The 19,493-nt window shown below is 44.5% G+C and carries 21 protein-coding genes and 1 riboswitch; of the genes, 9 read left to right on the forward strand and 12 right to left on the reverse strand.

All coding sequences use genetic code 11. From position 1 onward, the window contains the following. The first annotated feature begins 187 nt into the window (after nt 1-187). The 5 genes from C9I98_RS10850 to C9I98_RS10870 all read left to right on the forward strand — a co-directional run bounded on the left by C9I98_RS10850 (nt 188) and on the right by C9I98_RS10870 (nt 3,967). Nucleotides 188-1,126 (forward strand): GGDEF domain-containing response regulator, encoded by a 939-nt coding sequence (locus tag C9I98_RS10850; RefSeq protein ID WP_173424700.1) that lies wholly within the window; start codon nt 188-190, stop codon nt 1,124-1,126. 379 nt (nt 1,127-1,505) lie between these two features. After that, nucleotides 1,506-2,177 carry a YceH family protein gene (locus tag C9I98_RS10855; protein WP_107271958.1) on the forward strand — a complete coding sequence of 224 codons (672 nt, stop codon included), beginning with the start codon at nt 1,506-1,508 and terminating at the stop codon, nt 2,175-2,177. A gap of 83 nt (nt 2,178-2,260) precedes the next feature. After that, a complete protein-coding gene (locus tag C9I98_RS10860; protein WP_051902649.1) occupies nt 2,261-2,611 on the forward strand; it encodes a GIY-YIG nuclease family protein in 351 nt (116 codons plus the stop codon). A 142-nt stretch (nt 2,612-2,753) separates the two neighbouring features. Continuing rightward, a complete protein-coding gene (locus tag C9I98_RS10865) occupies nt 2,754-3,293 on the forward strand; it encodes a YaeQ family protein (protein WP_036831144.1) in 540 nt (179 codons plus the stop codon). Nucleotides 3,294-3,325: 32 nt separating this feature from the next. Then, on the forward strand, nt 3,326-3,967 hold the full coding sequence (locus tag C9I98_RS10870) for a YdcF family protein (protein WP_036831142.1): 642 nt from the start codon (nt 3,326-3,328) through the stop codon (nt 3,965-3,967). A 116-nt stretch (nt 3,968-4,083) separates the two neighbouring features. On the opposite strand, the gene tenA is transcribed toward C9I98_RS10870, so the two are convergent. From tenA to C9I98_RS26830, 6 genes are all read right to left on the reverse strand, one after another. Further along, nucleotides 4,084-4,749, reverse strand: coding sequence for a thiaminase II (tenA, locus tag C9I98_RS10875; protein ID WP_036831141.1), 666 nt, complete (start codon nt 4,747-4,749; stop codon nt 4,084-4,086). An 18-nt stretch (nt 4,750-4,767) separates the two neighbouring features. Next, entirely contained in the window at nt 4,768-5,709 is a 942-nt protein-coding gene (locus C9I98_RS10880) for an ABC transporter substrate-binding protein (protein WP_036831140.1), read from the reverse strand. A 48-nt stretch (nt 5,710-5,757) separates the two neighbouring features. After that, nucleotides 5,758-6,615, reverse strand: coding sequence for an ABC transporter permease (locus tag C9I98_RS10885; protein ID WP_036831138.1), 858 nt, complete (start codon nt 6,613-6,615; stop codon nt 5,758-5,760). Continuing rightward, nucleotides 6,608-7,384 (reverse strand): ABC transporter ATP-binding protein, encoded by a 777-nt coding sequence (locus tag C9I98_RS10890; RefSeq protein WP_036831136.1) that lies wholly within the window; start codon nt 7,382-7,384, stop codon nt 6,608-6,610. The genes C9I98_RS10885 and C9I98_RS10890 overlap by 8 nt, the downstream gene beginning before the upstream one ends. A gap of 18 nt (nt 7,385-7,402) precedes the next feature. Beyond that, nucleotides 7,403-8,236, reverse strand: a complete 834-nt coding sequence (gene thiD / locus C9I98_RS10895; RefSeq protein WP_036831134.1) for a bifunctional hydroxymethylpyrimidine kinase/phosphomethylpyrimidine kinase — start codon at nt 8,234-8,236, stop codon at nt 7,403-7,405. 67 nt (nt 8,237-8,303) lie between these two features. Then, nucleotides 8,304-8,399, reverse strand: a riboswitch (TPP riboswitch). 207 nt (nt 8,400-8,606) lie between these two features. Further along, complete coding sequence (locus C9I98_RS26830; RefSeq protein ID WP_036831132.1) at nt 8,607-9,179, reverse strand: PhnA domain-containing protein; 573 nt, start codon at nt 9,177-9,179, stop codon at nt 8,607-8,609. 242 nt (nt 9,180-9,421) lie between these two features. On the opposite strand from C9I98_RS26830, the gene C9I98_RS10905 reads away from it, so the two are divergent. Together C9I98_RS10905 and C9I98_RS10910 are read left to right on the forward strand one after the other, a co-directional pair. Beyond that, nucleotides 9,422-9,913, forward strand: coding sequence for a hypothetical protein (locus C9I98_RS10905; RefSeq protein WP_036831130.1), 492 nt, complete (start codon nt 9,422-9,424; stop codon nt 9,911-9,913). 272 nt (nt 9,914-10,185) lie between these two features. Continuing rightward, entirely contained in the window at nt 10,186-11,376 is a 1,191-nt protein-coding gene (locus tag C9I98_RS10910; RefSeq protein WP_158262678.1) for a S1 family serine peptidase, read from the forward strand. A gap of 73 nt (nt 11,377-11,449) precedes the next feature. Here the strand turns inward: C9I98_RS10910 and C9I98_RS10915 are convergent, their stop codons facing one another. Both C9I98_RS10915 and codB read right to left on the reverse strand, forming a co-directional pair. Next, nucleotides 11,450-12,736, reverse strand: a complete 1,287-nt coding sequence (locus tag C9I98_RS10915; RefSeq protein WP_036821092.1) for a cytosine deaminase — start codon at nt 12,734-12,736, stop codon at nt 11,450-11,452. Nucleotides 12,737-12,748: 12 nt separating this feature from the next. Continuing rightward, a complete protein-coding gene (codB, locus tag C9I98_RS10920; RefSeq protein WP_036821095.1) occupies nt 12,749-13,990 on the reverse strand; it encodes a cytosine permease in 1,242 nt (413 codons plus the stop codon). Nucleotides 13,991-14,784: 794 nt separating this feature from the next. Between codB and C9I98_RS10925 the strand changes: the two genes are divergently transcribed. Then, nucleotides 14,785-15,450, forward strand: coding sequence for a response regulator transcription factor (locus C9I98_RS10925; protein ID WP_036821098.1), 666 nt, complete (start codon nt 14,785-14,787; stop codon nt 15,448-15,450). A 36-nt stretch (nt 15,451-15,486) separates the two neighbouring features. Here C9I98_RS10925 and C9I98_RS10930 read toward each other — a convergent pair whose 3' ends face one another. The 3 genes from C9I98_RS10930 to C9I98_RS10940 all read right to left on the reverse strand — a co-directional run bounded on the left by C9I98_RS10930 (nt 15,487) and on the right by C9I98_RS10940 (nt 16,961). Next, the gene (locus tag C9I98_RS10930) at nt 15,487-15,750 is read right to left on the reverse strand and encodes an Lpp/OprI family alanine-zipper lipoprotein (protein ID WP_036821101.1); all 264 of its coding nucleotides are present in this window, start codon (nt 15,748-15,750) and stop codon (nt 15,487-15,489) included. A 159-nt stretch (nt 15,751-15,909) separates the two neighbouring features. After that, nucleotides 15,910-16,509 carry an SCO family protein gene (locus tag C9I98_RS10935; RefSeq protein WP_036821104.1) on the reverse strand — a complete coding sequence of 200 codons (600 nt, stop codon included), beginning with the start codon at nt 16,507-16,509 and terminating at the stop codon, nt 15,910-15,912. After that, a complete protein-coding gene (locus C9I98_RS10940; protein ID WP_036821107.1) occupies nt 16,506-16,961 on the reverse strand; it encodes a hypothetical protein in 456 nt (151 codons plus the stop codon). Before C9I98_RS10940 ends, C9I98_RS10935 begins: the two co-directional genes overlap by 4 nt. 321 nt (nt 16,962-17,282) lie before the next feature. On the opposite strand from C9I98_RS10940, the gene ansB reads away from it, so the two are divergent. After that, nucleotides 17,283-18,344 (forward strand): L-asparaginase 2, encoded by a 1,062-nt coding sequence (gene ansB / locus C9I98_RS10945; protein ID WP_107271960.1) that lies wholly within the window; start codon nt 17,283-17,285, stop codon nt 18,342-18,344. 123 nt (nt 18,345-18,467) lie between these two features. Here the strand turns inward: ansB and C9I98_RS10950 are convergent, their stop codons facing one another. Beyond that, the gene (locus C9I98_RS10950) at nt 18,468-19,379 is read right to left on the reverse strand and encodes a polyprenyl-phosphate transporter (RefSeq protein WP_036818311.1); all 912 of its coding nucleotides are present in this window, start codon (nt 19,377-19,379) and stop codon (nt 18,468-18,470) included. Nucleotides 19,380-19,493 lie beyond the last annotated feature (114 nt).

Genomic DNA, 19,493 nt, shown 5'->3' on the forward strand with positions numbered 1-19,493 from the left:
CTATACAAATAATAGGCATATATCAGAGTAACGAATTGTGAAGTGGGGACAAATTTTTGCTAACGAAATCACGTTAGCGGCTAAGAATGGCAACACGGCAGATATCAGATTTAGGTTAATCCATTTGCTGTGCTATAAATTATTGAGGGAATATTTTTGATATCAACGGGATACTTACATGGAAGCAATGCGGATCTTATTGGTTGATGATGTCCATCTTGAACGTATGCAGTTGGCGATGCGCCTGCAAAGATTAGGGCATGTCGTTGAGGCTGTTGGTTCAGGTATGGATGCGATAGAGAAATATCCGCTTTTCGACCCTGATCTGGTATTGCTGGATGTAAGCATGCCTGACATGAGCGGAACTGAAGTTGCAGAACAGCTTAGAATTAAGCACCCTGAATGGGTACCTATCATTTTCCTCAGTGGTCATGATGAGCCCGAAATGATTGCTAAAGCGATTGATATGGGCGGGGATGATTACCTAGTCAAACCGGTCAATAAAATCGTGTTGGCTTCCAAATTAAAAGCAATGCAACGTATTGCTCATATGCGTCACCAGCTAAAGCAAGCCAGTGAGAAACTGGAAGAAGCCAATGACTTGCTATCGAAACAGGTCAATGAGGATGGTTTGACGAAATTGGCAAATCGCCGTTACCTTGATCAGAAACTTGAAGAGTTTATTTCATGGCACGGCCGAAATAACTTTTCGCTTACCATGATCATGATTGATGTTGACCACTTCAAACCTTACAACGATCATTATGGTCACCTTGAGGGGGATCGCTGTTTGCAAGCCGTTGCGGGTGAACTGAAAAAGAACTTTAGCCGAGCTGGTGAAGTCGCGGCGCGATATGGCGGTGAGGAATTTGTCATCTTGATTAGTAACTGTGACAAAACGAAAGCAGTCAGAGAGTGCGAGCGGTTAAAGGCGAGTATCCAACAACTTGAGATCCCACATTCAAAGTCGACCACATCGGATATCGTAACGGTGAGTCAAGGGATGGTGTCTTGGGTGCCAACCGGGCTTGAAACCAAAGAGAATATGTACGAAATCGTCGATAAGGTTCTGTATAAGGCCAAAGAGCAAGGTCGCAACCGTTTTGTAGCTGCAGAATTTACCTAACGTATTCTCGGTGGTGAATAACCAATAATTTGAACCCACCAACAAAAAACTTTATCTCATCAATCATTTGGTTGTTTTACAGCCAAATGATTTTTTTTACTCTTGTTGTTACAGAAAGGCGTGCTAATCTGCCTGTAGGCATTTTTAGCCACTGTTTATGAATAATACCAATCTACATAAGTACTTGTTCAGTCTTACTGGTTAAAATCGCTGTTCTCTGCGTTAGAGATTTTGTCATTAGAACCACTAGTCACTGCAATCTCTGCCTTGATAACAACGATTTTTCCTGCGTAATACTTAGATCAATTACTAATCCAGATTGGTATAAAGAAAGTAGACTTTATTCAACAATGATTTAGAAAAAGGGTGAGGGAAGATCATGGATATTTGCTTTTCAGACACAGAAGCGAGAGTTATTGGTTGTCTACTGGAAAAAGAGGTAACCACACCCGATCAATACCCATTGACGTTAAATGCGCTAACCACCGCATGTAACCAGAAAACAAACCGTGAGCCGGTTATGTCGCTGGATGAGGCGACGGTACAAGACACGATTGAATCTTTAAAAGCCAAGCGCTTTGTTCAGGAAGTCACTGCTGGCTTCGGTAGCCGTGTTGCAAAGTATCAGCACCGCTTCTGTAATACTGAGTTCAGCACTTTCCAGTTCACGGCCCAAGAAAAGGCGGCACTGTGTGTCATGCTACTCCGTGGTCCCCAGTCTGCGGGTGAAATCCGTACCCGTACTAACCGTTTGTGTAGCTTTGGCGACGTCAAAGAAGTTGAAGCGGTGCTTGACGGCCTGGCAGAACATCCTAAGGGGCCATATATTGTAAAATTGCCTAAGGAGCCGGGCAAACGCGATTGTCGTTATATGCACCTATTTAGTGGTGAAGTGGATATTGAGGCTTTAAAAGCCGCGGCCGCAGTAACGGCTTCTGCGGCACCAAGTTCCCCAACTTCAGCGCGCATTGATGCATTGGAAACGGAATTTGCGGAGCTTAAACAGGAAGTGGCGGAGCTCAAAGCCATGTTGGAGTCACTGACTTCCTAATAGGTTGGCAATAGTCTTTATAAGTAAATGTATAAAATATATAAGCCCAGCACTTTCGCTGGGCTTTTTCTCAAGCAAAAATGATGAAAGATTCAAAGCATAGCCAAGCTGAAGGGCAAGACCAAGCGCTTGAGCAAACCGAAGAAAAGCTGAAAGTTGTCACTAATTGGTCGGTCTATTTAATTAGAACGGCAGCTAACCAGCTCTATTGTGGTGTTACCACCGACGTTGAACGTCGATTTAAAGAGCACCAAGGCACGAATAAAGGTGCCAAGTACTTAAAAGGCAAGGGGCCACTGTTGCTAGCATGGTTTGAGCAAGTAGGCTGTAAGCGTACTGCCATGCAGTTGGAATACCGAATAAAGCGCCTTCCCAAAGCACAAAAAGAGAAAATTGTAGCAGGCAAATTCGCTGTGCTGTCTCTTTTAGAATAAAAATTATCTGTTGATAATTTAAACAAGGAATGCAGTTTACTGCTTTGAAAAATAAATAGAAATTGAACAAATATTGGGTTCAGACTACACTGCGAGTCATTGAAACATCCCCTATTGGGATAATTGGTTAGGAACACTCACTATGGCACTTAAAGCCACGATATATAAAGCGCAATTTAACGTCGCTGATCTTGATCGCCACGTTTACATTGATCAGTCACACACACTAGCTTGTCATCCTTCAGAGACATTGCAGCGCTTAATGCTGCGCCTAATTACCTGGGGCTTTAATGCCAATGAAGACCTTCAGTTCACTAAAGGCCTGTGTGAGACAGAAGAGCCCGCTTTATGGATTAAGAGCCTGACCGATGATGTTGAGCTATGGATTGATCTAGGCCTTCCTGATGAGAAGCGCATTAAAAAAGCCGCGCACAAATCTGAGAAAGTCATTATTGTTGCTTATGGCGATAATGCTGCGCCGGTTTGGTGGCAGCAAAATAAAGCCAAAGTGTCTCAGTATGGCAATATTTCGGTTGTATTCTTTAATGATCAAACCTTGGCAGAACTTGAAGCAATGGTAGAGCGTACCATGCAATTACAGTTAACCATTGAAGGTGAGCAAGGTTGGCTGAATTGTGGTGAGCAAAGCTGCACCATTACACCTGATTGGTGGCTACGTTAATTTGTACTAATTTTTAGCAATAAGGATGATGCATGGCTTCGTTGATACATACGCTGGCTTTAAAGGTTTGGGATTACCATCACTTGGATCACTCGTTAGAGAAAAGTGATTGTATATTTGTCCTTTGCAGTAACGATACCCGTGTCGCAGAGCGTGCTGCCCAATTGTATCTACAAGGCTATGCGCCATTTATTGTTTTTTCTGGTGGGGTAGGCGAGCTAACCCAAAACCTGTTTAGTGGTTCGGAGGCTGAAGCCTTTGCCAATATCGCCATCGATCTGGGTGTACCAGAAACCGCTATTTTGGTTGAACCTCATTCGACCAATACCGGCCAAAATGTTGAATTTACCCGTGCGCTATTAGAGCAGAAAGGATTAAACCCCGATACCTTCATTTTGGTGCAAAAACCTTTCATGGAGCGCCGTACGTACGCTACCTTCATGAAGCAGTGGCCAGGAAAGCAAGCCATTGTGACCTCGCCGCAAATTAGCTTTGATGATTACCCAAACGATCAAATTACTTATAGTGATGTGATTAACGTGATGTTGGGCGACCTTCAGCGGATTGATGCTTACCCTGCTCGTGGATTTTCTATAGAACAAGATATTCCCCAAGACGTTTGGCAAGCCTTTGAGCAATTGGTTCATCATGGATTTAATGAGCATTTGATTTAGGGTCTTACCAAGCTGGTTAATTAAAGATCCAATACATTCATAAAAAAGCCCCGCTGACTTAAATCAGCGGGGCTTTTGTTAGGTATAGGCGCAACTGTTGTGTTACTAATCAGCGATTATTGCGCTGCCTGCATGCCCTGTTCCCAAAAGGCAACTTCCATACGAGTCGCTGTTTTGAAAATTTCACATAGACGTTGACCACGCTTGCTTTCTAGCGGGATTTCTTCAAGCATGTCGTCTAAACGGCGGATGGTTTCTTCAACGCCTGACTGGTATTCTTCACCCGCGTATAGTTCAACCCAGCTACGGTATGGGTTGCCTTCTAGCTTAGTCTCAGCCCATTTTTCAAGGCGCTGACCCACGACCGCATAGCCGATTGCACAAGGCGCTAGTGCCGTGAATAGGTCGGTACGATCACCAGCTGAACCCGTGTCTAACACATAGCGGGTATAGCATACAGTACCAAAGTCTTCAGGCTCTGCTTCCATCTCGTCGGCACTCAGGCCCCAAGTTTGGCAGTATTCGATGTGGTGATTCATCTCTGACTCTAGTAGGGCGCTTAAACCTGGTAGCGGTTCGCGCATTTCAGCTAGGGTTGATGATTTGAAAATAGCGAGTGCATAAGCACGCGCGTAATGCTTAAGGAATAGGTAATCCTGCTTTAGGTAATGGAAGAATGCGTACTTATTGAGATCGCCCGTCGCTAGCTGGTTCACGAAATCGTGCTCTGTGTATTCTTCCCAGTCTTGCTGGCAGTATGCAATTAGATCTTGATGGTTCATAGTGGCTATATCCCAATATTAGAATGTTAAGACGTAGTCTTTTGCTGAAGGCAAGCTGTTGATAATACCGTGCTCTTTCATGAATACGGCATACTCGTCGTAACGTTTTAGGTCAACAGCTGCTGGGCGTAGGGCAAAGCGGGTTAGGGTGTCTTCCCAAGCCTTGCGGTTTAATTCGTTGTTTAGTGTATCTGGCGCATAAGCAACAAACTCTTTCCACGCTTTTTCTGGGTGGTTAATCATGTATACCGTTGCCTTTTCGATAGCGGTATTGAATTTGTTGATCATGTCGATGTCGTGGCTGTTTTTGTTAGCAACAAAAATGAGCTCATCATAGGGAGGAACACCGTGCTCTTCAGGGAAGAAAGCTGTGGCTTCATAACCTTCGATTTCAAGCTGGTTAAGCTCGAAGTTGCGTAGACCACCCCAAATGGCGTCGACTTTGCCTGATGCTAATGAAGATGAAAGTGCCCAGCCAACGTTGATGATTTTTACGCTATCCATCGAAACGCCTTCTGAACGAAGCATTGTACCGACAGTAGCATCTTCGTTACCGCCGATTGCAACACCGATGTTCTTGCCTTCAAGATCTTTCAGGCTCTTGATACCCGATTTGTTCAGTACAGTTAGCGCGTTCAACGGGCCCGCAATCAAAGTAGCCGAGCGAACAAGCGGTAGTTTAGCTGCCGTGCTTGAAATCAATGTGCTTTGGTAAGAAACCGCCATATCAATTTTCCCCGCAGCAACCAGTTTATCTGGTACGCTCGGATCGGCAGGTTCTTGAATTTCAACCTCAAGCCCTTGATCTGCAAAAAGTCCTTTTTCTTGAGCAATGATGATTGGGCCATGGTTCGGGTTAACGAACCAATCTAGCATCAAGGTTACCTTTTCTGCTGCGGCGCTGAATGAGGCAACAGTTAAGCCGAGCGCAGTAACGATTTGAAGTATTGGGGTTTTCATTCACTATTCCTTTTGATGTTTTATTCTATTTGAGCTGTATGGAGTTAGTTATTTATCTTGCCAAGGGATGGCTTTTCTAAGTAATACGTCAGCGGTGAAGTACAAGCTGATGGAAAAGAAGGCCAAGATAAACAAGGCAGCAAACATTTCATCAACAAACATACGGGCATTGGCTTGTAGCATTAAGTAGCCAAGTCCTTCGCTTGAGCCAACCCATTCACCAACTACAGCACCGATTGGAGCAACAACCACAGCAACGCGGATACCTGAGGCCAGCGCGGGCAGGGCAGCGGGTAGACGTATACGCCAAAGCTGTTGCCAACGGGTAGCCCCCATGGTCTTGGCAAGATCAAGGTAGCCATTTGGCGTGTTACGCAAGCCGTCATAGCTGCAGGTGGTAACAGGGAAGAAAATAATCAGGGCTGCCATGACGATTTTTGACGCCATGCCATAGCCTAGCCACAGCATTAATAACGGTGCGATGGCAAATACCGGTATTGCTTGGCTTGTGATCAAAATCGGTAGCAACCAACGGCGAAGCGGGGCAAATAACAGCATTTGCAGGGCAAAGAATAGCCCCATAAATAAGCCGAGCAATAAACCGAAGATGACTTCAGTACCTGTGACAATGGTGTGTGCCCACAAGACATCAAACCGCTCGACCAACTTGGTTAATACCGCTACAGGGCCTGGTAGAATAAAAGGCGGCAATTCGAAAACAATGACTGCGGCATGCCAAAGGCCAAAAATCACGACGATGCTGACAACAATTCGTATTAGGTTTTGCTGCCATTGGCTGCTTTTTGTCCCGCCTGCATTTTGTTGGTGCTGCTGCTGTGCTAATAAAGGCGATTGAAGCGCGGATTCACTTTGCACAGCTTGATTTGCTAGTGGAGTATTAGACATAGTCACGCTCCAGTTGTTCGATAATCGCTTGTTGGTGGGTGGCCAACTCCGCCGTAAATTGACGAGGTGGCGCCGAATTGGGTACACCTAAAGGTAGTAACGATGCCGGGCTACCAGACATGATGTGAATATGGTGGCCAAGGCGGAGTGCTTCTTGCGGATCATGGGTGATAAGCAGTACTGTGCGGCCTTTTAGCAATTTGGCGGAAAGGCTTTGTAGCTTATGACGAGTGACGGCATCAAGCGCCGAGAAGGGCTCGTCCATTAACACTAATGGTTTGTCTTGCATCAGTGTGCGTGCAAGCGCGACACGTTGGCGCATACCGCCCGATAGTTGGTCTGGGGTGGCTTTTTCATAGCCGTTTAGCCCAACGGCCTCCAGAAGTTTTATCGCACGAGCATGATCGGAAACTTGCTTGGCACCAAACCGTGAACTTAAACAAACGTTATCCAGTACGTTTAGCCAAGGTAGCAGCAAGTCTTGCTGCGCCATATACGCAACGTTACCGAATAATGGGCTATCGTCAGAGGTGGTTAACTCACCTTGCCATTCAACTTTATCGCCCAGCAATCCAGCAAGGTGGCGTAGTAGGGTCGTTTTACCACAGCCACTCTTACCAAGCAGGCAAGTCCATTCACCAGCAGGCAGCGTTAAGCTCAGGTTCGAAAATAATGGCTCGGTAGCATCGTTATAACGCAGTGTTGCCCTATTTAAGGCAACACCGACGTTGCTAGCGAGTCCTGTAGTGTGATCAACTAATTCAGGCATCGTTTTTCGCTACTCGATTTACTCTGGCTTGAAGTGGCCAGCAAAGAAGTGGTGAACAGGACCGTGGCCAGCGCCAATTTCCAGATCATCGGCATGGCTAATCGCGTTCGTGATGTAAGATTTAGCGTGCTTAACTGCGTCTACCAATGGGTATTCTTGTGCTAGGAAAGAAGCCGTCGCAGCGGAAAGCGTACAGCCTGTACCGTGAGTGTTGCGTGTGTTAATACGCGGCGTGCTCATGCGAATTACGTCATCAGCCAGGATCAGTAAATCCGTACTGTTTTCGTCTTTTTCAAGATGACCACCTTTTAGCAGTGTCGACTTCGCCCCGATTTGGCGAAGGCCGTTAATCATATCGCTCATTGCTTGCTCACTTTCAGGTAACGCTGTACCGAGTAGCGCTGCAGCTTCAGGCAGGTTAGGGGTGATAACATCAGCAAGCGGTAGCAGTTCTGTTTTCAACGTTGTGATGGCGTCTTGCTCCAATAGCAGGTCACCACTGGTTGCCACCATGACAGGGTCAATAACAAGGTGTTTCGGTTGGTATTGGCGAAGCTTGCTTGCTACTGCTCGAATAATGGTTGAGTCGCTAAGCATACCAATTTTCACTGACTTAACGTCCAAATCTGTAAATACAGCATCCAGTTGCTGCTCAACAAAAGCTGGGTCGATACCTAGAATGCCAGTTACGCCTTGGGTGTTTTGTGCGGTTAGTGCAGTAATCACAGAACAAGCGTAACCACCTGTTGCTGAAATTGCTTTAATGTCTGCTTGAATACCTGCGCCGCCACCGCTGTCTGAACCAGCAATGGTTAAGGTGATTGGTGTTTTTGATGGTGTTGCGTTGCCCATAACTACCCCTAAATATGTAAGCGAAGGGTAGCCGGTGTCAAAAGGCTCTCTGATGTCAGAGAAAGGAGAGACACAGATGCTAGTTCCCTACGCCATTGTTAAATGGATCAGGTTCAACGGGTCCCACAAAGTGGTCTCAGCCTAAGCTCCCCGACTAACGAATCATTAATTGATATTTATACCAATTGGTATTTGCGCCATTTTAACCATGTTTGGAAAGGATGGGCAAATGAGATTAACCAAACTGTTACTCATGTAGAGTATTTAGCAACAATTTGGATAAAAAATGGGCGGCACATCAGTACCACCCATTTGTCAGTATAAAACGTTAAGTGCAATCATTCAGCTTGATTATATCTAACTGAATTAATTACATCTTTTTACAGTAAGCGGCAATGATCACCATGTTTGTACCAGCAGCTTTACCTGTCACGTGTAGCGGGTTGTCAGTTAGACGAATGCCGCGTACTGCTGTGCCTTGCTTAATCACAAGGTTAGAGCCTTTTACTGGTAGATCTTTAATAATTGTGACGTTGTCACCTGCTTGCAGCGGCGTGCCATTCACATCAACCGTTTTGATTGCATCCAGTTCTGCAAGCGCGATACCTTTTTCAGCCCATTCGATCTTGTCTTCTTCCATGTACATCATGTCTAGCAGATCTTGAGCCCAAGTTTCTGACGAAAGGCGCTTCAGTAGGCGGTAAGCCATTACCTGTACAGCAGGCTCTTGGCTCCACATGCTGTCATTCAAACAACGCCAGTGGTTTTGATCTAGGTTCTCTGCGTCTTCAATTTCTGTACGGCAAGTACCACAAACCATTACACAGCTTCCAGCAGTCGTATCTGGTGAAGCGGGTACTTCATAGACACTTAGGTTATCTGTAGATGAACAAAGTTCACATTTTTCGCCAGCACGCTGTTTAACGATATTTTCAATACTCATAAGGGATCCGTAGATATGTAATGGGGTTTACCATACAGGTAATTGTTCTGTTTAATATTATGACAGCAAATGAGTAGAAGGAAAGAAATCCTGCTTAAGATCACATGAATTAAGCAGCTTGCGGATAAATTTTATGCGAGTGATACTTTGCGTGTTAATTGCTTGGTGTTTTTGTGTGGGTATTGTGTTGCTTTCAGGCTAAAATAATACTGCTTAATAAAATATTACAAACAAGGATTGTCATGAAAAAAGCAATTGTTTTACTGAGTGCATTAGCATTATTTGGGTGTGACGAAGATGATGTAAAGAACACGCTAACAGGTAAAGCTGAAGTATTTGCTGTTGTTAGTGCAGAGGTCGAGAGTGTCGACGGCTACAGAAGTGTAGAAGACCTGGAAAATGATTATGGTATTACCTTACCTGATGATTTCCCGTCAGGCACTGAGTCTGCGCTGGATAGCAAACTAAATTCATTAGGTATTGATTTTGATGATACGAGTTGCGGGGTAATCGATACAACGGGCGATGTCTGTTTCGATGATGGGGGTGACAGCGTATGTGTGCCTGATGAAATCGAAAATATCGGTCTGAAGCTATACACCATCGATATGGGTGATGTTGATGATGCCTATAAGAATGGCTTTTATCCAAAACTTGCTGCTGAATTACTTGGTGATACCTACACAGACTTTGATATTAAAGAGGATGTCAGTTGTTCATCCATTGGATTATAGGAAAGTAATAAAACTAAATTTCGTACCACTCTAGCGACTAGTTTTCTCTGCTAGCTCAAGCACAGATACTTGGCAAAAAACAGTTTGATCTGTTTTTTGCCTTTCTTGTGAGCGTATAGGTAATTTGGTCTATTTGACAAGCGCTGCAAATAAAACCTTTTGCATTTAAAAATCGTTGTTCAGTCCCACTATGTTTGAGAAACCAGTATTTGTTCCCATAATATTGGTACATTATTGCCTATTAAAAATTTAACTAAATGGAATTAGTTACAATGAAAAAGATCGCTTTGGCTTTTGTGCTTGGCAGTGCATTAGCAATGCCTTCGGTTCAGGCTGCTGATGTCGTCGGCTATGTTGTCGGTGGTAATCCTGTATCACCCTCTGATAATCAATCTTGGATGGCCTCTGTCCGTTATACTCCTCAGAATACTGCACACCTCTGTGGTGGCAGTGTCATTAGTGAGCACTGGGTGCTAACCGCCGCCCATTGTGTAGTTCATATGATTGATGGTGACAGTTACTCGGTGTTACCACCAAGCACACTCAATGTGATGGTAGGCTCAACTGAGAGTACAGTCGAAGACCCGAGTACTCTCTATGCCGTCACGCATGTTGTTGTCCACCCAGACTACATCCCAGATCCTGTTGTTAAATTCAGTGACTCTGGCACGGTTGAAGAAGTCATCAGTACCGCTTTAGACAGTGACTTAGCGCTTTTACGTGTTGGCAGGAGTTTTTTTGACTCGAACATCACACCAATAGCGCTGGCGAGCGATCAAGTTGCTAGTGATATTGAAGAAAGGTTAAACGGCGAATGGTCAGAGGTTAATCGCCCGACGAATACGAAAGTATCGGGGTGGGGGTCGACCAACCCAAGCGGTACAGGTGGTTCAGATGAACTGATGGAGGCGGGGTTATCATTCTTACCAACAGCCGATTGCTTTGAGCGATTAGAATCAGGCATGCAGCAGTATTACATTCTTGATAGCCCATTTAATCGTACAAAGATTTGTGCGCTGCCACCTGACGTTGAGCCTGATTCAGAAGGGAACTCGTTGGGCTATGGTCCCGATTCATGTAAAGGGGATAGTGGTGGGCCACTTCGTGCCGAGGATGCCAGCGGTGTATGGCGACAAATAGGTATTGTGAGTGGAAGCCCAATGGGTATACCGGTTTGCGGTTCTATCTCACGGCCAGGCTTTTATACCCGTGTAGGTACTTATTTTGACTGGATTGAGTCGACAAGCATTAGCATTCCTCAACAGCCAATTACTAATCCCGATTTTATCGAGCGAGCTTTAGAGCAGGAAGCAAAAGAAGATAAATGCAGTGCAGGGGTTGATGGTGTTAGCCATACAAATTGCAATATGTCTTCGGGGGGAGGTGGGGCTGTTTCATGGCTTGCAGCGTTACCATTGTTATTGGTAGCGTACTTACGACGCCGAAGACACAACATCAGCTAATTTATGGTCACACTGGCTAAAAAAGAAAAAGGGAAGCAAGCTTCCCTTTTATTTTGTCTGATGAATAAGTGATTTATCGGCGGAAAGTCACTTCTTCTTTACCGTTATCCAATTCAATCTTTGTTGTCGCTGGTTGTGTTTCAGCGATCACGTTACCTTGACGTACAGAGTAGCGAACTGGTACTTGGCGACGAACCGCATCAAAACCATTTTCAGCCGGTAGCACCAGCAAGTTACCTGGTTTGCCTACTTCGATGCCATAGTGATCTTGAATGTTCAGTGTGTGCGCTGAATTCGTGCTGATCAAATCCAGTGAATTATTGATTTGGTCATAACCCATCACTTGGCAAACATGTAAGCCCATATGTAGCACTTGCATCATGTTAGCCGTGCCTAGTGGGTACCAAGGGTCGAATACGTCGTCGTGACCGAAACAAACGTTGATGTCTGATGCCAGCATTTCTTTAACGCGAGTTACACCTCGGCGCTTAGGGTAGTCGTCAAAGCGACCCTGAAGGTGGATATTCACTAGTGGGTTAGCCACAAAGCTAATACCTGACATCTTCAATAAACGGAACAAGCGTGAAGCGTAAGCGCCGTTGTATGAGTGCATAGCTGTAGTATGGCTAGCCGTTACCTTGTCACCCATTTCGAATTTATGCGCTAGAGCGGCAAGGGTTTCGACAAAACGAGATTGCTCATCGTCGATTTCGTCACAGTGTACATCGATTAAACGGTCGTACTTGCGAGCAAGCTCAAACACATAATGAAGCGACTCAACACCGTATTCACGAGTGAATTCGAAGTGAGGGATCGCACCGATGACATCAGCACCTAGTTTAACTGCTTCTTCTAGCAGTTCTTTACCATTAGGGTAAGACAGAATACCTTCTTGAGGAAAGGCAACAATCTGAATGTCTACCCACTGTTTCATCTCTTCTTTCACTTCAAGCATGGCTTTCAGTGCAATTAGCGTAGGATCCGAAACGTCAACATGGGTACGAACATGCTGTACACCATTGGCAATCTGCCATTTTAGTGTTTGCTTCGCACGTGCTTTTACGTCTTCAATCGACAGCATCGACTTACGCTCAGCCCAGCGCTCAATACCTTCAAACAGCGTGCCTGAGATATTCCAGTTCGGTTCGCCAGCTGTTTGTGTTGTGTCTAGGTGAATGTGCGGCTCGCAGAAAGGAGGCACCGCCATGCCACCTTCGCCATCAATCACAGTTGCGTTATGAACAAGCGATTCATCCATGCTCGCGATAGTTTTGAATTGACCGTCCTCAATAAGGATTTGGTGCAGGCCACCCTTGCCGCGTAGGGTAACATTTTGAATCAGCGTGTTTGAGGTTTGCATCTTAAAGAATCCTTATGCAATAGAAGCCGATGTTTTGGTCGAGCCGTTTAGCAATGGGTTAAGGATAAGGTAGCTGATAGCACCACCTAGTACCGCATTTACAGGCACTACGCCAGGTAGGAAGTGACCCGCCGCTACACCGATGGCTACACCAATAATGGCAGCCCAGTTAACTGTCTTAAATTCTGCGTTGGCAAAATCTTTGTAACGATGACGGTTTTTCAAGAAGTCTGCAATGATGATACCGCCAATTGGTGGAATTGCAGCCGATAGGAAGGTTAACCAGCCAACAAAGTTATTGTACAGCCAAAGCGCACACAATGTACCAATTAAGCCGTTTGCCATCGATAGGTATTTACTCGATAGACCTGTTACGTTCGAGAAGCCAAGACCAGATGCATAAAGCGCGTTATCGTTGGTTGTCCAAATATTTAGGCCAAGTACGATAATAGCTGGAATTAGTAGGCCTTGCGCAATCATCACTTCTGAGATGTCTGATTGACCAGTTGCAGCTGCACCGGCTGCACCAAAGATGAACATCAGCGAGTTACCGATGAAGAAAGCAATCATTGTAACTGCAACGGCACCCATTGGCTTTTTGCCAAAGCGAACGAAGTCAGCTGTTAGTGTACCCGCTGAAACGAATGAGCCGACTACAAGTGCAAGGGCGGTAGAAAACTCGATTGGGTTTTCAGGGCTAATTGCACGAAGTCCTTCAACACCACCTACGCTACCAACTGCTTCAAATACAGAATAACCACCAAGCAGGGCAATTGCTGGTACGGCAATCGCAGATAGTACCATCAGCGCTGAGATACCGAAGTATACCGTGGCAGTCATTAGTAGGCCGGAAACAATGATAAGTATGTTGGTATCAATGCCCGTGGCTTTCTGTACTGGGATTGCGAACATCGCCACACCAACGCCGAACCAACCGACCTGTGTACCGCCAAGAAGAAGAGAAGGAAGCCAAGAGCCTTTAGAGCCAAAAGAGAAACGAGCTAGGAGATGAGTAGAAAGACCAGAAGAAGCGCCGATGTATCCGAGGAAGGAAGTGTAGATACCGAGGATGAGGTTACCAATGAGAACAGCAAGGAAGAAGTCATCGAAAGAAAGCCCCGTTCCTAATGTTCCACCGGTCCACATACTGGCGGAAAAGAAGGTTAATCCCAACATCACCATTGTTAGGGATAGTACACCTTTACGTGCCGATTGCGGCACCGCGCCAAGACTGTAGTTATTATCACCAGCCATTTTTACACCTCAAGCTACATCATTTTAATAGTAAAAATGTTTACCTACTTCCGGGCAAACGGCGCGTATTCTATTTGATTTTTTGCTCGTGTCAATTAAGTATTTTGCTTTTATTGCTATTTTTCAACTTGCTTTATTTATCTTGTTGTTTTTAAAGGGTTGCATGATCGGCTCGGTGTTATGTTTATTTATATAAAAACGATTTCATTAGCATGGAAAAGTTTAAAACAAAGCAAAATAAGGCCGCTTGCTACAAGCTTGTAACTAATGGGCGAGGAGTGGATATTGATGACTAACCACCACACAGTGCAAACGGTTGCTTTTGTGTTGATATACAAAGGTTACGTGCGGTAAAGGGTATGCATGATGGTATCTCTAGTTTTGTTGTTGTTTTTGGTTGCTTGGGTTTGTTTTTTAGAGGTGTTTGCTGTTTTTTGTTGTTTTGTTGGGGTTTTTTAAAGGTTTTATTATGGCTAAAATTTAAGTTGGTGGTTAGTTAACCACTTTTGATTTACTCAAGGGGCTGTGGATAACTTCGTTATCCACAAAAGCTGTGAGTAACCCTGTGGGAAATGCTACGGGGCTAACTCCCATGCTGGCTACGGCAAAGTCAATAGTTCTAGCAATGAAAAATGATGTAAATTCAACACCGTTGACCTAGTTCAATTTCGCATAAATACAAGTATTTGTGACTGTTTAAGACTCAAATGTTAGTGATATTTCGCTTGATTAAGAAAAGGTAAGAACTGATAATTGCTTACGTTTGAGAATGGATATTATCTTTAGGTTGGTACGTGTCGAAGATCCTGGTAATTGATGATGATGTAACGCTTTGTGAGTTACTTGAAGAAGTCTTGATTGAAGAGGGCTATGACGCCCACTGTGAACACTGCGGTGAGTCTGGCTTGAAATACTTACAAGATAATGCAATAGACCTTGTTTTACTTGACGTCATGTTACCTGAATTAGATGGCATGCAAGTGGCGAGACGAATATGCCAGCGCTTTGCCACTCCTATTCTTATGCTGACAGCTCTATCTGACGAAGCGTCTTTACTTGATGGATTACAGGCTGGTGCTGATCAATATGTCGCCAAGCCGTTCAAAGTTGAAGAGTTATTAGCACGTATTACCTCTATGTTAAGAAGGGTGGCATTAGAAAGGCAACGTTTAGGTGCCAACCAAGCGGTATCTGTTATTGCCGAGCAATTACAACGCTTACCATTGACAGGAACTGAGTCTGAGTTACTTGAATATTTAATTACGCATAATGGAATTGTTGTTTCTAAAGCGGAATTACAGAAAGAAGTACTGAAGAAGGAGCTTAGTCCGTTCGACCGAAACCTTGACATGCATATTAGCAATATACGAAGAAAGATGGTGAAGTCAGGTTTGTCAAAGCAGCATATTAAGACGGTGCGTGGGCGAGGGTATAGTTTCTTGGAAACAGTTGGACAATAAAAAAAGAGTGGCGCATAGAGCGCCACTTTTTTCTATTTACTTGCTATATGAACTAGCAATGTTGTCAATACGCTGGTTGGCGCGCATTGCTTCTTGGTATGCAGCATCAGATGCAGCACGTGCATCGTTAACTGCGCCAGCCATTTGGTCTTGCTGGCTTTGTAGAGCACCTACCTGATCAGAGAGCATATCGACTTTGTTAGTGAGTTGCTGCATTTGATCAACTTCGTCTGAGCTTGAACAACCAATTAGTGTTGCACTCAGAATAATACCGGTAAGGATAGATAATGAACGGTTCATTTTTCTTTCTTCTCCTTTGTTTGCCACTACAGACCGAGTGTTAAATTTATCAGTCGGCAGAGTTAGTATGGCATATGTCTCGCAAATTGCTGCTTAAACACCAATTTTTGTTAAAAAATATGCTCTCAAGAATGAGAAAAACAGTAATAAGGTGCGTAATTACGTGGCTTCTGGCTTTTCATCATTGAGTAAGCGATTGATGGTCTCAACCAAAATATTTGGGTTCAAAGTATGCTGCACCTTATCAATCAGCTCACCTTCAGGGTTTAAAAAATAAAAGTAAGAGCTGTGATCAACGGCGTATTCTAATGCCGAGTCTTCTAGATCTGTACGCATATAGAGCACACCATATTTTTCAGCTAATGCTTTAGTTTGATCCGCGGTACCTGTCATGCCTGTAATATTTTTATGAAAATATTTAGCGTATTGGTCACTCTTTTCAGCAGTATCTCGATCGGGATCTAATGTGATAAAGATTGGCCAAAGTTGGTTTAATTGCTGGTCATCGAGTTTCTTCATTGCAGCAGAGAGTACTGCAAGGGATGTTGGACAGACATCTGGGCAATGGGTATAGCCAAAATAAATAACACGGAGTCTTGAGTCTGCCTCGTCATATAAGTCTACTGCTTCTTTTCCACTTTCAAGTATATTGAGTGGATAAGCTGGGGCCGTAGCAGTTTGGTCTCGGTTATCAACGATAACGCTAGTAAGAAGCCCGGCAATTAGCGCTAAGGCGAGAATTATCCATTGATATTTCACTGTATCATCCTTATTGAAATATTAACTGGTCGTGTTTCAGGGCCAGGACGCGTAGTTTGAATTTGTCCCTGCCACGTCATTTCATCACTTGTACAAAAGGGTAGCATTAACTCCCCCGTAAACTGGTTACTTTGATTAATTCGGGTGAGGTTAAGCTTGTAGATCCCCATCATCATTTCATTGCCTTCAAGTGATAACGTCAAAGTATCTTGCTTCTCACTTAGAGCAGGCCAATCAACAGTGATGGTTGATGCTTGCATCGGGCGGATCACATCTTCACTGAGTGTTACTGTCACGCCTTCCTGATTGCAAGCGGTGGTACTAAGGTTGCAGTAATCCACAGAAGGCAACATTGATGATGCTACATTTCTACTATAAAACTGATAAACACTCGTGGCGAGCAGTGTTGTAATCAACATTACCGCAGCCTTGTGAGTCTTTTTAGTGAGCATGGTCACATCCTTCAGCGCTTTTTCCCTAATTTATCATTCTCTTAGCTGGGCTTTTAGATTAAGCCTTCGTTTTGTGAGTAACGTAGGAGTTCATGCTATTTGCGTATGTAACACGTTGTTAATGCTGTTATTAAATGTTAGGGATTTCGTTTTCTGTCGTCATTATTGGTTAAATTTATGATTCCGTTTCATATTATTGCTAAATAGGTCACATATTGTACGTGTTGAATAGTGATCTATACCACGAAAGAGGTAGTTAAAAACAAGGATACTTCTTCACGATCATTGAAATGCAATATAAATTACTATTAGGTGATGATAATGAAGAATAATCTTATTACGATTGGTTTGTTTGTAGCTGGGGTGTCTATTAGTGGTCTTAGTATGGCTGCGGACTTACCGAATATTAAGATCCTTGCAACAGGGGGCACGATTGCTGGCTCTGGCCAATCGGCAACGGACTCAAACTACACTGCTGGTAAGGTAGGGGTGGACTCTCTTATTCATGCTGTACCGCAAATGACGAAGGTTGCAGACATAAGCGGTGAGCAGGTTGTCAGTATTGGCTCGCAAGATATGAATGATGAGGTTTGGTTGACATTATCTAAGCGTGTAAACGAGCTGCTAGCAAAAGATGATGTTGATGGTGTGGTCATCACTCATGGTACCGACACCATGGAAGAAACCGCTTACTTCCTCGATCTAACCGTTAATAGTGATAAGCCCGTTGTGCTTGTTGGCGCAATGCGCCCGTCAACTGCAATGAGTGCTGATGGCCCTGTAAACCTATATAACGCGGTTGTTACTGCGGCCGATGAAGACTCAGCTGGTCGAGGCGTACTTGTTGCCATGAACGACACTGTGTTTGGTGCAAGAGATGTCACAAAGACAAGTACGACAGCGGTGAACACCTTCCAAGCGCCGAACGTAGGCCCGGTGGGTTACATCCATAACAGCGATGTAAAATACCAGAAAGACAATGCACACCACCATAACGGTGAGTCAGTATTTGATATTTCTAAGCTAGAAGCGTTGCCGAAGGTAGGGATTGTATACAACTACGCCAATGCATCCGACTTACCCGTTAAGGCGTTTGTTGAGGCAGAGTACGATGGCATCGTGAGTGCTGGCGTAGGTAACGGTAATATGTTCCACACTGTTTTTGATCAACTGGCGAAAGCTAGTGAAGAAGGGGTGATGGTGGTACGTAGTGCGCGTACGCCAACAGGTTCAACCACGCTTGATGCGGAAGTTGATGACGATAAGTACGGCTTTGTTGCCTCAGGTACATTGAACCCACAAAAGGCACGTATCCTGTTGATGCTTTCACTTACACAGACTCAGGACTATAAAGAAGTCCAGAAGATGTTCCAGTACTACTAATTTTCAAAATAACCCAGTTAAATTGCCCAATGGCTTTTGGTTATAAAGAAAGCGGGTAAGAAAAAGCCGCCAAACTAACCAGTTTGGCGGCTTCTTTTCATTTAAGGGTTAATAAAGCGATGCTTATTTATCAGCGACCTTTTCCAGTCCCCAAACCAATACAATACCAAAAGCCATCGCGATAACGGCATACCCAAGTAGCGCGGGCTGACCTGTGATTTGCTCGAAGCTGAATGGTGATAAGTTTTGCTCAATGAGCGGCACTTGCTCACCGCTTGAGTTGGTTCGCCAAGTCAATGTTTCTTTCCAAGGCCAGATTTTGCTAAGCGTGCCAATCATCAAACCTGTTAGGAAGGTAAGGGCCATGTCGCGGTAGTTGCGAAGTACCCAAGAGAGTACATGGGAAAAAGTCAGCAACCCAATCAAGCAACCTGAGGCAAATAGGGCAAGGGTGATAATATCCAATGACTTTGCTGCAGCCAGTACAGGGGCATACATCCCCAGTAGCAACAGGATAAAACTACCTGAAATGCCAGGAAGAATCATGGCACAAATCGCAATGGAACCCGCGAATAAAATATTGATGTATGTTGGGTCTAGCGTTAATGGGTGAAGTACCGTGATGCCATAAGCGAAAGCAGCACCTGCAATCACCGCAACAACCCGGGTCGCTTTCCAGCTTTCAACCTGCTTGAACATATGGATGACAGAGATAATGATCAAGCCAAAAAAGAATGACCATAGCGGAATTGGATGGGTTTCCAGCATCCAGGTGATCACGCGGGCAAGGGTAAAGATACTGGTTAGAATGCCTGAGAAGAGCAGTACGAGAAAAGTCCCATTGATATGATCAAATGCTGCTTTGGTTCCTTGTTGACGCCAAATGCCGATCAAGCTCGGGTTTACACGTCGGATACTTTCAAGCAGCGTGTCATATATGCCAGTGATAAAAGCGATTGTGCCTCCTGATACACCAGGTACGACATCGGCGGCGCCCATTGCCATCCCTTTCAGGAAAGTAAAAACTTTGCTCATGGTTTTCCATAGTCAGTGATTAGAAATAACGCTCGCTATTATACGCGGTTGAGGTGAAAAAAAAGTAATTTCTAGAAACTATTCCCTTTTTAATCCCTCTGTTTTGACAGTTTT

It is taken from the genome of Photobacterium sanctipauli, from assembly GCF_003026495.1.
GTDB classification, from domain to species: Bacteria; Pseudomonadota; Gammaproteobacteria; order Enterobacterales; family Vibrionaceae; genus Photobacterium; species Photobacterium sanctipauli.